Annotated in this window: 11 protein-coding genes and 1 pseudogene; 9 read left to right on the top strand and 3 right to left on the bottom strand. The window is 64.6% G+C overall.

Going from position 1 to position 14,342, the window contains the following annotated elements; all coding sequences use genetic code 11:
- Positions 1–2 precede the first annotated feature (2 nt).
- Positions 3–1,052: pseudogene (locus tag VN706_00805) on the bottom strand (aldo/keto reductase).
- Between the two features lie 30 nt (positions 1,053–1,082).
- Between VN706_00805 and VN706_00800 the strand changes: the two are divergent.
- The 3 genes from VN706_00800 to VN706_00790 are packed head-to-tail and all read left to right on the top strand — an operon-like array spanning position 1,083 to position 2,463.
- Positions 1,083–1,442, top strand: coding sequence for a hypothetical protein (locus VN706_00800; GenBank protein HXT14134.1), 360 nt, complete (start codon positions 1,083–1,085; stop codon positions 1,440–1,442).
- The gene (locus VN706_00795) at positions 1,443–1,967 is read left to right on the top strand and encodes a DUF2911 domain-containing protein (protein ID HXT14133.1); all 525 of its coding nucleotides are present in this window, start codon (positions 1,443–1,445) and stop codon (positions 1,965–1,967) included.
- 46 nt (positions 1,968–2,013) lie between these two features.
- Positions 2,014–2,463, top strand: coding sequence for a RidA family protein (locus VN706_00790; GenBank protein ID HXT14132.1), 450 nt, complete (start codon positions 2,014–2,016; stop codon positions 2,461–2,463).
- A gap of 21 nt (positions 2,464–2,484) precedes the next feature.
- Here the strand turns inward: VN706_00790 and argJ are convergent, their stop codons facing one another.
- Complete coding sequence (gene argJ / locus VN706_00785; protein ID HXT14131.1) at positions 2,485–3,651, bottom strand: bifunctional glutamate N-acetyltransferase/amino-acid acetyltransferase ArgJ; 1,167 nt, start codon at positions 3,649–3,651, stop codon at positions 2,485–2,487.
- A gap of 81 nt (positions 3,652–3,732) precedes the next feature.
- Between argJ and VN706_00780 the strand changes: the two genes are divergently transcribed.
- From VN706_00780 to VN706_00765, 4 genes are read left to right on the top strand one after another with little or no spacing between them, the layout of a single operon-like run.
- A complete protein-coding gene (locus VN706_00780) occupies positions 3,733–4,278 on the top strand; it encodes a DUF1572 family protein (GenBank protein HXT14130.1) in 546 nt (181 codons plus the stop codon).
- 52 nt (positions 4,279–4,330) lie between these two features.
- Complete coding sequence (locus VN706_00775; protein ID HXT14129.1) at positions 4,331–4,993, top strand: copper homeostasis protein CutC; 663 nt, start codon at positions 4,331–4,333, stop codon at positions 4,991–4,993.
- A gap of 10 nt (positions 4,994–5,003) precedes the next feature.
- Positions 5,004–6,188, top strand: coding sequence for a membrane dipeptidase (locus tag VN706_00770; GenBank protein HXT14128.1), 1,185 nt, complete (start codon positions 5,004–5,006; stop codon positions 6,186–6,188).
- A gap of 30 nt (positions 6,189–6,218) precedes the next feature.
- Positions 6,219–7,853 carry an AarF/UbiB family protein gene (locus tag VN706_00765; GenBank protein ID HXT14127.1) on the top strand — a complete coding sequence of 545 codons (1,635 nt, stop codon included), beginning with the start codon at positions 6,219–6,221 and terminating at the stop codon, positions 7,851–7,853.
- Positions 7,854–7,862: 9 nt separating this feature from the next.
- Here the strand turns inward: VN706_00765 and VN706_00760 are convergent, their stop codons facing one another.
- The gene (locus tag VN706_00760) at positions 7,863–9,197 is read right to left on the bottom strand and encodes an amidohydrolase family protein (GenBank protein ID HXT14126.1); all 1,335 of its coding nucleotides are present in this window, start codon (positions 9,195–9,197) and stop codon (positions 7,863–7,865) included.
- Between the two features lie 133 nt (positions 9,198–9,330).
- Here VN706_00760 and VN706_00755 point away from each other — a divergent pair, with 133 nt between their 5' ends.
- Both VN706_00755 and VN706_00750 read left to right on the top strand, forming a co-directional pair.
- A complete protein-coding gene (locus VN706_00755) occupies positions 9,331–12,462 on the top strand; it encodes a serine/threonine-protein kinase (GenBank protein HXT14125.1) in 3,132 nt (1,043 codons plus the stop codon).
- Positions 12,463–12,504: 42 nt separating this feature from the next.
- The gene (locus VN706_00750; GenBank protein HXT14124.1) at positions 12,505–13,983 is read left to right on the top strand and encodes a hypothetical protein; all 1,479 of its coding nucleotides are present in this window, start codon (positions 12,505–12,507) and stop codon (positions 13,981–13,983) included.
- Positions 13,984–14,342 lie beyond the last annotated feature (359 nt).

Here is a 14,342-nt window from a genome sequence, read left to right as displayed (position 1 = left end):
CTCTAACTCTCCTGCTCGTCCGGCGGCGGAAACCCATGCTGCTGCCGGCCGACCCTCGCTTCATGCTTGGCGGTCGTCTTGTACAGCTCGAACCGCCCGTCCGAGGCCGGTTCGGCGACACGGGTCCGCAACGCCTGCATCTGCTTCGTCGACAGCGGCTTGAATCCGCAGGCGACACCCAGATTCTGTCGCAACACCCGCATCGAGTCGATGCCACTCACCGTCGTCGCGACGGGAAGGCTCATCGCGTACGCCAGGCCCTCCTGCGCGGTGATCAGTTTTTTCTTCACCATCGTTCCTTCGCCGCCGAGACTCTTCATCCCGATTGGCCCAATGCCGCGGCGCAGGAGCTCGGGGAGCACCTGTTGCTCGAAGCTCCGGAACGTCGAGTCGAAGCAATTGAGCGGCATCTGTACCGTGTCGAACGGATAGTCGTACGACAACATGCGGAGATGCAGCGCAGGGTCCTTGTGCCCGGTAAATCCGACGAAGCGCACCTTGCCTTGCCGGCGCGCCCTGTCGAGCGCCTCGATCACCCCGCCCTTCATGAAGTGGCGTTCCGGATCGTTATAGAATGCCACCTCGTGCACTTGCTAGAGATCCAGATAGTCGGTCTTGAGACGCCGCAGGGATTCCTCGAGCTGTCGCATCGCGACCTTCGCGTCGCGGCCGTGCGTGCAGACCTTCGTCATCAGGAACACTTTGTCTCGGCGGCCCACCAGCGCCTTGCCCAGGCGATCTTCGCTCCTGCCGTCGTGATATTCCCACGCGTTGTCCATGAAAGTGATTCCCGCGTCGATCGCCGCATGCACGATTCGCGTCGCTTCACGTTCGGTACCGACGAGCCCCAGATGAAATCCGCCGAGGCCGATGGCCGAGACGTATTCGCCGGTCGTGCCGAGCGCTCGCCGAGGGATGTCGCCCGGGACCGGTGCTCGGTACGATGTCAACGGACGAGTTCGCGGGGCACGCTTGCGGGTCGGCACGGGTTGCTCCTCTGGCTGTGGTCGGCCGACTGCTGCAAGATCAAGGCGAGCGTTTCGTCGCTGCATGATCGATGAACTGACTGCTCGGGAGCGCCAATGATCAACGGAGTGCACGCCATCATCTACTCGAAGCGCGCCGAGGCCATTCGCGCGTTCTTCCGCGAGCGACTCGGCTGCCCGAGCGTCGACGCCGGAGGCGGCTGGCTGATTTTTGCGCTGCCGCCGGCCGAGATCGCGATGCATCCCGATGACGGCGACGAGGATCGCTGTGAGCTGTACCTGATGTGCGACGACCTCGCCGCGACGCTGGATGCGCTGCACCTGAAGGGCGTCGAGACGTCGGGCGAGATCCACGAGGAGCGCTGGGGCCGGCTGACGTCGATCCGCATCGCCGACGGAAGCGAGATCGGGCTGTATCAGCCGAAGCATCCCACGGCGATCAATATGAAACCCTGAATGAGTAAAGCATATAGTTCGCTGGCGGCCGCGCTGTTGCTGGCGGCGACGTCGGCCTGCGCTCAGGAAACGACGCGCAAGAGCCAGCTCGGCGTCGTCACCCAGTGGATCGCCGGCACGAAGGTCGAGATCACGTATCGGCGTCCGGTCGCGCGAGGACGCGAGCTGTTCGGCGCGCTCGTACCGTACGGCCGGATGTGGACGCCAAGTGCCGACAGCGCGGCGCGACTCAGCACGTCGGGTCCGATTCACATCAACGGCAAGGCGCTGCCCGCGGGCACGTACAGTCTGTGGGCCATTCCCGACTCCGCATCGTGGTCGCTCATCGTGAACCGGAACGCGGTCCTGTTTCATCTTGCCGTGCCGACCAGCGGTGAGGTGCTGCGCGTTGATGCGAAGCCCGAGCGGGGAGAGCATGTCGAAACGCTCATGTTCGCGTTCCCGATGACCGACGCCGATTCGGCGCGGCTCGAGCTGCGCTGGGGCACGACCGTTGTCCCGTTCACGATCAAAGCGGGCGATTGAGGAGTGGTCTGGCGTAGGGCGCTTGGACGCGCCATAGTCCCGAGCCATGAAACGTTTTCTTCTCGCTGCCGTGGCGCTCGTCGGCGCGACGCTGTCAGGCTGCGCGCGTCCCAGCCAGACGCTCGAGCTCGAGTTCTATCCCTCGCCGCGGCCGAACGCCGTGTTCTCGCCAGCGGTGCGCGTCGGCAACATCATCTTCCTGTCGGGCCAGATCGGAACGGACAGCCTGAATCGTCTCGTGCCGGGCGGGCTGCAGGCCGAAGCGCGTCAGGCGCTCAACAACGTGAAGGCTACGCTCGAGCGATACGGCTCATCGATGGATCGCGTCGCGAAGTGCACGGTGTTCCTCGCGGACTTCGCGAAGGACTACAACGACTTCAACGAGATCTACGCGACGTACTTCCGCGCGCGGAAGCCGGCGCGCAGCGCGTTCGGCGCGACCAACATCGCGCTTGGCGCGCGGCTGGAAATCGAGTGCATCGCCGTTGTCGACTGATCGCCGCGCGCCCGCTCGGCGTCAGCTCGAGTAATACGCCGCGTTCTCGTCAATGTAGCCTTTGGTGAGATCGCAGCCATAGGCCGTCGCCTCACCGTCGCCGACGCCGAGCGCGACTTCGATGTCGACGACGTCGGACTCGAGCGTCTTGCGAACCACGGCGTCCTCGAAGTCGAGCCGGCGTCCGCCGCTTACCACGGCGTGGCCGTTGATCCAGGCATCGGTCGATTCCACGGCGATCGTGCAGTCGACGCATTTGCCCACGGCCATCAGCAATCGCCCGACATTTGGATCGGCGCCGTGCACCATCGTTTTCACGAGCGGTGAATTGATGAGCGACTTCGCGATACGGCGCGCCTCGTCCTCATTCCTTGCGCCGCGCACCGTCGCACGAATCAGATGCTCGGCGCCTTCGCCGTCGCGCGCGAGAATCTCCGTCATGCGAATGCAGCCGGTGACGAGCGCCGCGGCGAACGCGCGTTCATCCACCGGTCCGGCTTTTCCGTTCGCGAGGATGGCGCACGTATCCGACGTGCTCGTGTCGCTGTCGACTGACAACATATTGAATGACAGACGCACTGCTTCGCGCAGCATGCCGTCGAGCGTCGGCGCGTCGATTGCCGCGTCGGTGAACATGTAGGCGAGCATGGTCGCCATGTTGGGCTCGATCATGCCGGAGCCTTTGGCGATCCACGTGATGGTCGCATCGCCGACGCTCGCCGACAGCGCTTTGGGATGCGTGTCGGTCGTCATGATGCCTTCGGCGCCGACGAGCGGGTCATCCTGCAGGTCGGCCGACATGCCCTGAATGCCGCGCTCGATGGTCTCGATCGGCAGTTGCACGCCGATGACGCCGGTGGAGCTCACCAGCACGCGGTCGGCACTGGTGCCGATCTCATTCGCGGCGGCCGCGGCCATGCGCCGCGCGTACTCGATGCCGCGCTCGCCCGTTGCGACGTTGCTGCACTTGCTGTTCGCGACGACCGCGCGGAGCAGCCCACCGCGAATGGTCTCGCGGCCAAGAATGATCGGAGCGCCCGGGAATTGGTTGCGCGTGAAGACCGCGGCCGCGACAGCGTCGGTCTCGCTCACGAAGAGCGCGAGATCCTTGGCGGTTGGCTTGAGCCCGCAGTTGCGGCTGGCGCACCGGAAGCCGAGCGGGAATTTCGGGGTGTCGTGAAACGTCATGGCGGCGTCGGCGTGGAATGCAAAGGCGGAAGCGCGTAAGATAGAGGTATTCCGTGCGGGAACCCAGAAGCGGAGGCATGCATGCTGGTCAAGGATTTCATCGACGAATACGGCCGCTGGCGCGCGGCGACCGAGAAGGCGATCGCGCAGGCGCCGGACGACGTGTTGAACAAGGTCTATTCACCGGACGGCAACTCGATCGCGATGATCGTGCGGCACGTGGCGGGCAATCTGGCGTCGCGCTTCACGGACTTTCTCACGAGCGACGGCGAAAAACCGTCGCGCGATCGCGAGGGCGAGTTCGCGCCGGCGTCGCTGTCGAGAGCCGAGCTCGAAACGACGTGGCGGAGCGGATTCGAGATCGTGGAGCGCGAGTTGTCCAAGGTCACGGACGAGGACATGGCGCGCACCGTGAAGATTCGCGGTGTCGAGCTGACGGTGCACGAAGCGCTCTGCCGCTCGCTGGCGCACATCGCCAATCATTGTGGCCAGATCATTCTGCTGGCCAAGATCGGTGCCGGGAACGAATGGAAGGCGATCACGATCCCGCGCGGCGGATCGGCGCGGTACAATCAGAATCCGGGAATGGAAAAAGCGGCGACGGCCGCGCGCGCATTCTCGAAATGAGCGTATGGTAAATACAATACTGATATGATGATTATCGCATGATCGTGCCGGCGTGAGCATTCTCGTCGAAGCCGCGGTCGAGTCCCTCGCGGACGCCTTGGCCGCGGTGGACGGCGGCGCGGACCGCCTCGAGCTGTGCGCCGAGCTGCGCGAAGGCGGCACGACGCCGGCGGCGCGCCTGATCGAGGACGTCCTCGACCGCGTCGACGTGCCCGTGATGGTCATGATCCGCCCGCGCGGCGGCAACTTCGTCTACACGATGCACGAGCTCGACACCATGCGCCGCGACATCGAGCTCGTTCGCGAGCTCGACGCCGACGGCATCGTGCTCGGCGTCCTCGACGCGCGCAACGAAGTCGATGTGTATCGCTGTCGGGAGCTCATGGACATGGCCGACGGTCTGCCGGTGACGTTCCATCGCGCGTTCGACCGCATCGTCGATCAGGCGCACGCGCTCGAGAGCCTCATCGAGCTTGGCATCACGCGAGTGTTGACGTCGGGCGGTGCCGACACGGCGGAGCGCGGCATCGATCAGCTGCGCGACCTGGTGGAGGCCGCGGACGGCACCATCAGCATTCTTGCCGGCGGCGGGGTGCGCGACCAGAATGTCGCGGAAATCGTACGAGAGACCGGCGTGCCGGAGGTGCACCTGCGCTGCGAGGGGGACGCCGAGCGTATTCGGCGCGTCAAGAACGTGCTGGCGTTTGACGACTGATGAACCACGGATGACCGACCCCCGTTCGCTATCGCGCCGCGACGCGGTGAAGAGCCTCGCGGCGCTGACCATCGCCGCGCCGGCCATCCTGCGCGGCCGATACCGTCCGGTGCCCTGGTCCAACGCGGAATACTCCGCGCACGCCATCGCGTTGATGGAGCAGGCGACCGCCGTCGACATGCTCAATCAGTTTCGCTTCGACGATTATGCCGAGCATCCGCCCAAGGCGACGCTGTGGCTGACCAGGGCGAACGCGTTCACCGACGCCGACGCAACGCCGTACCGCGATTCGCACATACGCGTGTTCGGCCTGGGCCACGGCGCCGATGACTACTCGGCGGCGGTCAAATGGATGGCGCAGTGGAGCGGCTTCGTCGCCAGCTACGATCAGTGGTTCATGCGTATCGATGACGCGCGCGATTTCGAGCGGACGCGCACGGCGGGGAAGGTGGGCATACTCTTCACGTTTCAGAACTCTGATCAGTTCCGCTCGCCCGCCGACGTCGACGAGTTCTACGCCTTGGGCCTCAGACTCTCGCAGCTCACCTACAACTTGCAGAATCGCATTGGCGCGGGCTTTCTCGAGCAGGTGGACTCGGGTCTGACGATGTTCGGCCAGTCGATCGTGTCGCGTATGGAAAGCGTGGGCATGGCGGTGGACGTGTCGCACTGCGGCGACCGCACGACGCTCGATACGCTGGCCGCGGCGAAGAGGCCGGTCGTGTTCAGTCACGCAAGCTGCCGCGCGCTCGTGCCCGGTCATCTGCGTTGCAAAACGGACGAGATGATCACGAAGATGGCCGCGACCGGCGGCGTCATGGGCATTCCGTTCTTGCGCTTCGTCATCAAGGATCGCGAACCCGTCACGATCGACGATGTGCTCGATCATTTCGATCACGTGGCGAAGCTCGTTGGTGTCGAACATGTCGGCGTGGGCAGCGACATGGACATCATCGGCAATCCGAATCCGGTGACGGGCGGCCGGAACGAGATGCCGAGCGGACAGCCGAACTTCGAGCGGTATCACGTGCACACGGACGCGGAGGGCCGTCTCACGATCAAGGGACTCGACCATCCGTTGCGGATGTACGATCTGACGGAAGGCCTGATTCGTCGGAAGTACAGTGATTCGGACATCCTGCTCATGCTTGGCGGGAATTGGGTGCGGGTGATGACGCAGTTGTGGGGCGGCTGAGCTCCCGCCGCCGCGCAGCCGAGCCGACCAGTGCGCATCCCGCGCGTATACGCCACCACGATCCGCGTTCTGGCAAGCTATCTGTGGCTTCGGCTTCAGCGTCCGTTGATGTCCGACGCCGCATACGCGCGGCGATTGCACGCGCGGCACCGCGTAAATGCGCGGCGCATTCGCGACACGATCGTCGCCGCCGGCGGCCTATTCATCAAGGTTGGGCAGTTGATCAGCATCATGACCAACTTTCTGCCGCCGGAATTCCGCGGTGAGCTCGAGGGACTGCAGGATCGCTTGCCGCCCCGTCCGTTCGAGGACGTCCGCCGGCGAATCGAATTCGAACTGAAGCAGCCGATCGAATCCTTATTCAAGGAATTCGATCGCTCCCCCATCGCGACCGCCTCACTCGCCCAGGTGCACGCGGCCACGTTGCACGACGGCCGTCGCGTCGCCGTGAAAGCGCAGCACCGTGACATCGACGCCGTCGCGCGCCAGGATCTCGAGGTCATTCGGCGCATCTTGAGCGTCGTGCAATGGTTCACCGGCGTGCAGGGCCTCGAGTCGTATCACCCCGACATCGCGAAGATGATCGCCGAGGAGCTGAACTTCGCGCAGGAGGCGGAGAACATTCGGCGTATCGGGGCGAACTTCGCGGGCGATCCGATGGCGCGCGTTCCCGTGGTCGTGAGTGAATTGTCGACGACGCGCGTCCTGACGACCGAGTTCGTCGAAGGAACCAAGGTCACGGATTTCGAGGGACTCTCGGCGCGGCGGTTCGAGCGTCGTGATGTGGCCGCACGCGTCGTCGCGGCCTACTGCCGAATGATCTTCGTCGACGGCGTCTACCACGCCGACCCGCATCCCGGCAACATCTTCGTGGCGCCGGACGGCGCGATCGCGTTCGTCGACTTCGGCGCGGTCGGCGTGCTCGGGCCGAACATGCGCGAGGGCATTCCGGCTTTCTTCGAGGGGATCATTCGCCGGGATCCGCGCCGGATCACCGACGCCATTCGCACGATGGGCTTCATCGCGCGCGATCCGAACAGTGTTGCCATCGCCGAGCGCGCGATTACGTACTTTCAAACAAAGGTCTTCGATCAATTCAACGCCGACGACTGGGGGCTCGGCGACTTGCAGGTGGACATGGCGTCGAGGCTCGAAACGCTCGCCGATCTGCGAAAGCTCGACGTTGGCTTCCGTCAGCTCACGACGACGTTTCGTGTGCCGAAGGATTGGGTGCTCCTCGAGCGGACGCTGTTGTTGTTGCTCGGCCTCTGCACCGAGCTCGATCCAACGTGGAATCCAATGACCGTGATTCGTCCCTATCTGGAGGACGTCGTGCTCGGAAAAGATCGTGATTGGGGAGAGCTGCTGCGCGGATCGCTCAAGGACATGGCGCGAACCGCCATCACGCTGCCCGACGATCTGCAGAAGGTGACGGCGCGGATCAATCGCGGCGAGCTCGAGATTCGCGTTCCGGAAATCGCGCATGCGACGCGCGTGATGTACGCGGGCGTGCGTCAGCTGATCTATGCGATTTTCACGACCGCGTGCGGGGTGATCGCGTATCAGGCGTACGATCGCGGGCAATTTTTCTTGTCGAGGTTTCTCGCCGCCGCAACGCTCGTCGCCGCGGCGAGTCTGATCGTCTCGATGCGCCGCACGCGCTGACGCAGTTCGTCACTTGAGACCGTACACGGCCGCCGCGTTGTCATGCAACACCATGCGCGCGAGCTGCTGCGCACGGTCGCGCGAGATCTCGTTGTCACGCAGCATGCCGGTGAGCGCGATCGCCAGTGCTTTGCGCGCCGTGGTCGATCCGACCCACGCGACTTGCTCCCAGCCTTGCTCGACGCCGCCGTCGAACGCGTCGGTGCCGAAGAGCACCTTGTCCGGCCACTCGCCGAGCCATTGCCGTAGTACGCCCGCCAGCTCTGTCGGTGACAGAATGATGTCCATCATCGAGATGTCGGCGTAGACGTTCGGCTTGCTGATTTCGCCCGACGTCTCGCCGATCAACGGCCAGCCGCCGTGAACGATGATGAACTTCGTCCCTCGCAGTGTCGAATCATTGAACGCCGGCTCGAGCAGATGGGGCGCCGCGCCGCGCGGCGAATAGAATCCGCCGAACGTCTCGAGCACGTGAATCTGAATGGGCAGGTGCTGTCTGCCGGCTTCGCGTGCGATCGCCCGAAAGAGGTAATCCTCGAGCGCCTTGTACTCGGCATGACTCGGCACGCCGCCACGGACGTACTTGGCATAGACGCGTTGCGCCATCGCCGTGTCCGGATCGTCGAAGTCGAGCGGTCTCAAATACGCCGCCTCGAACTTGATCCCCGCGGCACCGTTGGCCTTCTCGCGGGCGAGCGTCGGGTTCACGACGGTGCGTACATAGTCGTCGAGCGTGCCGGGGAGCGACTTGACGTTGACGTCACGCAGGTAGCGCTGCAACAGCCTGGCTTCGCGCGGATACAGTGGACGAGTGTCGGGCGTGCGCGCCGCTTCGGCGCGCGTGTCGAGCGGAAGCATGAGCGCATCGACGAACGAGATCCACTTGAAGCGCGATGCCGGCAGTCCCGCGCCCATGACGATGCGGTTCGACATCATGACGTCGATGCCCGCTTGATCCAACGCCCACGCCGGAAATTGCTGTCCTTTCGACTTCTGCGCCGCCGTGACCGCGGCCTTTAGAGAAGTATGATAGGCGTCGCCGGTCAGCGTCGCCGGAACGTGGTACAGCGCGGCTTGGGCCTGACGCCAGATCGGGTCGTCGGGCTTGAGACGGTGGGGCAGGTCGAACGGCGGAATGCCGTCGAGGGGCAGGGCATCGAATTCGGTATCCGCCGCCGCGCCCGCCGGAACCGGCCGCATGGGATGCGCGTGGTTGTCGATGGCGCGGATCGCGTTGATGTAGCGCGCGAGGTCGGCGTCGATGGGTGCCTGGCCGCGCAGTACGGCGGGGCCGAGCACGATGAAAAGGCTCGTCAGAGCAGCGACAGGGAGGCGTCGCGACACGAAATCTCCGGTATGGGGAAACGGTGCGAGGCGGATATACGGCGGAGTGCCGACCAGGTCAATAAAGCTCTAGCGCCCCCCTCGACGGAGGGCGAAGTTGTGCCATCCCCACCACTGGTAGCAGAGCGAGCGCGTGAGCGCGTCGACGGGTTCCATCTCCGGCAAGTTCGCTGAACGGTACACGATCGAGCGCGAGCTTGGTCGTGGTGCGACATCGGTCGTGTACCTCGCGCACGATCTCGATCACGGGCGAATGGTCGCGATCAAGTGGTTGCGGCAGGAGCTGGCCGAGTCGCTCGCGGCCGATCGCTTCCTGCGCGAGATCAAGCTCACCGCGCAGTTGCAGCATCCCAACATCGTGACGGTGCTCGCGTCGGGCGTCTACAACGGCCGCCCGTACTTCGCGCTTCCGTACATGGACGGTGGAACGCTCCGGGAACGGCTGCAGAACGAGAAGCAATTAGCGATAGAGGAAGTCGTTCGCATCGGGACGACGATCGCGGGCGCGTTGGCGTTCGCGCACGAACGCAACTTCCTCCATCGCGATGTGAAACCGGAGAACATTCTCTTCACGGGCGGGCAGGCGTGCTTGTCGGATTTCGGCATCGCTCGGGCGTTGACGCGCGCGTCCGACGATTCGACGACGACGACCGGCATGGTGCGCGGGACGCCGGCGTACATGAGTCCCGAGCAGGCGGCAGGCGAAGAGTACTATGACGGGCGCAGCGACATCTATTCGCTCGCGTGCGTGCTCTACGAGGCACTGGCGGGCGTGCCGGCGTTCATGGGCGCGTCGTCGCAGATCGTGCTCGCGCAACGGATGACCCATGAGCCGCGGCCGGTCGGCGTCTATCGGCCATCGGTCTCCGCGGAGCTCGAATCGGTGTTGGTGAAGGCGTTGGCGATTGCGCCGGCGGATCGGTATCAGACAGCGCGAGATTTCGCGGCTGCCTTGGGCCGTGTGGATACGACGGTGCAATCGGTCGGCGCGACCGCGGCGCGAAAAAGAGCCAAGGCTCGCAAGCGGCGCGTGGTCTGGGGCGTTGCGGGCGTTGCCGTTCTGGCTGCGGCGAGCGCGCTCGCGGTGAATCGCGATCGGGTCGAATCGTGGTTCATGCCGAGTGTCACGTTGGACACGACGCGTGTGGCGGTACTCCCATTCGAGGTGGCCGGCGGGTTCTCGGCCGATCAACATCTCGATGACTTGCTTGCCGAGGGCCTGCGGCGTTGGCGTCCGCTGACGCTCGTCGACGGATTCCAGGTCGCCGACGCGATGCGGCGCTCGACCACCGTACACGGCGACGCGGACGTCGCACGGGCGGTGGGCGCTGGACGATACGTTCGCGCGCGCATCGTACGGCTCGGGGACTCCGCCAGACTCGACGCATCACTGGTCGAAACGCGCTCTGGCGCTGTGGTCCATACGACACATTTGCTGATGCCGGCGGAATCGGCGCTGGCGGTGACGACGTACCATCGCGTCGCCGATTCGCTGCTCTTGCGCGGCGAGCGTCCGACCTCCGGTCTCGATACCGTCGAGGTGAGCGGCAGCCTTCCGGCAACGCAAGAGATGATTGCCGCGCAGTCGGCACTTCGAGACTGGGATCTCGCGCGTGCCGAGTCGCTCTACGCGCACGCGCTTCAGCTCGAGCCCTCGGCGACGCGTGCGGCACTGTGGCTGGCGCAGTTGCGCGCGTGGCAGCCGTCGAGCCGCAACGACACCTGGCGTGCGCTGGCGCGCCAGGCGGCAGACAACGGCGGCAGCCTTGGCGTGACCGAACGACAGATGGCATCCGCGCTCGCGTTGATGGCGAACGAGAACTATCCGGCGGCGTGCGCGCAGTACCGCCAGATGACGAAGCAGTCGCCGCAGAGCTTCGTCGCATGGTACGGGTTGGCGTCTTGCCTCGACGGTGATCAGATCGTCGTTGCCGATGGCCGCGGTGGTTGGCGTTTTCGCTCGAGCTATCAGGAGGCGGTGTCGGCGTACATCCGCGCGTTCGATCTTCTTCCGTCGGCGTACCGAAGCTATCAGGGCGGCGCGTATTCCCGACTGCGGCGCCTGCTGTTCACGGGCTCGCGGTATTTGCGCTTCGGCCGCTCGCTTGACGTTCCGGCGCGACACTTCACCGGCCGGCCGGTGCTGCGCGGCGATACCATGCAGATGATCCTGCAGCCGCTGGAGCAAACACAGGGTGGTCAGACGCTGCCCGATCCTGAGGATTGGCGTCGTTCGCTCGTGCGCAGCCGCGCGTTGTTTCGTCAGATCGCCACAGGGTGGGCGTCGTCGCTCCCCCAGAGTCCCGGCGCGAAGGAAGCGCTTGCCGTCGCCCTGGAGATCGACGGCGATCCGGCTGCAGCCGACACGCTTCGCGCGGCCATTCGGCTAACGAACGACCGAACGACGCGACTTCGCCTGCTCGCCAATTTGGCGTGGCTCGAGATCAAGTTCGCGACGCCGAGTGCGCCGAATCGTCTGGTGGCGGTGCGCGCGCTCGCGGATTCTGTGCTCGCGACGGCCGATCCGAGCGACGTTCGTCAAGCAACGTTCGTCGCGTTCTTTGGAACGATCGCCGGGCGTTGCGATGTGGTTGCACGGGCGATGCAGACGTCATCAGACCCGATCGCGCAAATTGCGCGTATTCCGCAGCGAGCAGCGGCGATGGCTGACATTCGGCTGGTACTGACGGTCATGGGGTGTCCGGTCTCCCACGGGGTGGCGTCGATCGGTGAGATCATCCAGACCGCGGCAATCGCGGGGCAGCCGTTGTCGGTACAGATGTCCGCCCAGAGTTTCTTGCTTGCGCGCATCCTTCGCTTTGCCGAACCACTCGATACACTCTGGGCGGCGAAGCTGGCGCCGCGAGATCCCGTCGTCGCCATGCGATTGTTCGTCGAGCGTGGAGCTGTGGATTCGGCGAGATCGCGGCTGCAACAGATCGAGAACACTCGGCGTGCGTTTGTTTCGGCGGACATTCCACCAGATGCCGTTTTGCCGAACGTCAGCGCATTGCTGGCGTTTGGCGATCGCGCCACGGCTCGGCAACGATTAGACTCGATGTTCGCAGCGGCAAAACTCTTCCAGCCGCTCGAGTCGGATCAGCCAACTGACGGCGCGGTGACGCTGGGCTCGTTCATTCGTGCGATGCGCGTGCGTGAATCGGTCGCCGCCGATGCCGACGATCGCGACCGATGGCATCGCGCCGCTCAAGCGCTATGGCCCAGTGATCCAAGTTCATTTCCTGCCCAAAAAATTCAGCCGTAACTCGCCGAATCCTGCAGTCAACTCCGACACGAGGACGTGACGATGGCAACGACACTGCGGTGGATGCCGGTGCTGATGGTGGCAGCGTGGACGGCGGCGTGCGCGGCGAGACCGGAGCCTTCCGTGTTCGATAATCCGTGCTCGTCGACGAATCATTTCGCAGGAAGCAAGTGGAAGTTGCCTACGGAAGGGTTGCACCACATGCCCGTAGGCCCGACCGGTATCGTCGCCGAGTACGCGGGACTGAAGCCTATCCACGTGGAGACGGGGCACGCTCCATCGACGACGTCCACGCCGCCGTCACCGCCACCGGGCGGCGCACCTGCTGGAATCGCACCGGGACGAGGGCGAGCGACCGGGACGTCGACCGTCGTGACCACGGCCACGACTACACCGCCGCCGCCGCCGTCAGGAGCGACGCACTCGGACGCAAGCCTCCTTCCCGTCCGATATGGAAGCGTGCAGCAATTCGCCGATACGCTGCACCGTCTACCACCCCAGCTCGCGGACTTCGCGGATACGAACAATTGGTGTACGGCGAATTCGCCGGAATTTCAGGATGCGCAGCGATTCCTCCAGTCACCTCCGGTGTACGGTCCACTCGCGCAGTCGCTCTCGAATCCCTCGCTGGCTGAATGGAAGAACACGTCGGACTTCGAGTCCGCGTTCCGGAATGTCGCGGTGATTTATCTCTGGCCCGACGATGGAACAGCCGGCGCGCCGTACAAGAATCTTGGGTTGGTCGGCGGCATCAACTGCGTATACCTCGCGCACAGTCCAGGCGCGACGTGGCACGCGAAGATTCTTCCAATCACCGGATACCATTGTGACGCGGCACCCGGTGCGTTGCAGGCGGCACCCGATATCCCTGTAGCCGCTGAAGATTCGACTGAGCCGCCAGGCACCGTTCCGCCGGTTACGCGCTTTGTTCAGTCCGACGAAGACATGGCGTTCCTCGGTGTTCGATGTGGAGCACGCTGGTGTGACGTTGGGGGCGACATCTCGAAGGTTCCACACTCCATCACCGCGATGAGCGCGAGTCAGCCGATTCCGAGCGCGATCAAGAATTCGCCGCAATTGCGAGTGAAAGGCTGGTGGGACGAGCAACGCTTGGCGATAGGCGCGGCGGGCAACACGCCTCCGCTCAGGCCGAACAACGCCGGCGCGATCGTTCCGGTGCCCGGCCTCGCACGCATCACCACGAAGGATTTTCAAAGGGGCTACCGCGATGTCGCGTATGCGTACGTCGACGCCGTCGATATGTACGCGACCGCGTTCGGCATGGGGAAGGGATGGAATCGTATTCAGCTCCGTGACAGCTCGGGAGTTTGGCAGGCGTTGATCTTCGCTCCGCGCGCCTCGCAACCGAAGCAGCTGCTGGTGGGGCGAGTGGAGCACACGATCGGTTCGCTTCCCGGTACGGCGCGGTGGGATTGGACCGACGTCGATGAATGGATCTGGATCTCGTGCGACCTGGGCTGCTGTCTCATCGACGGCGGCCGCGGGCTGGACGGCGCGTGACCGAAGCGACCGAACCCGCCACCTGCTTGACATCGTTCTTGACGTCGTTGCCCGCCGCGCACTATGCTCCTACCGACAACCGAGCCTGATTCAAGTTCTCAAATACTCCATGATCGCCGAGAGTTTCGTGAGTCCTGATGGGACCGTACGCTCCCTGCGCGTCCAAGCACGATCGAGAGCGATTGTCGTTGGCCTGTTCGCGATCATATGCGCGCCCGGCGTCGCCGGCGCGCAGCTGCCCGCTCCTCGCACGGTCGTGAGTTGCAGTACCGTGCGGCGTGGAGCGGGCGCGGTCACCGTTGCCTGGCGGCCGCCCGAGGGAGCACAGAGCAGCGTGCATCTGGAAGTGACCGTGTATC

Source organism: Gemmatimonadaceae bacterium (genome assembly GCA_035606695.1).
GTDB lineage: Bacteria > Gemmatimonadota > Gemmatimonadetes > Gemmatimonadales > Gemmatimonadaceae > JAQBQB01.
The sequence above is the reverse complement of the archived record's forward strand: the minus strand, read 5'-3'. Positions and strand labels throughout refer to the sequence as shown.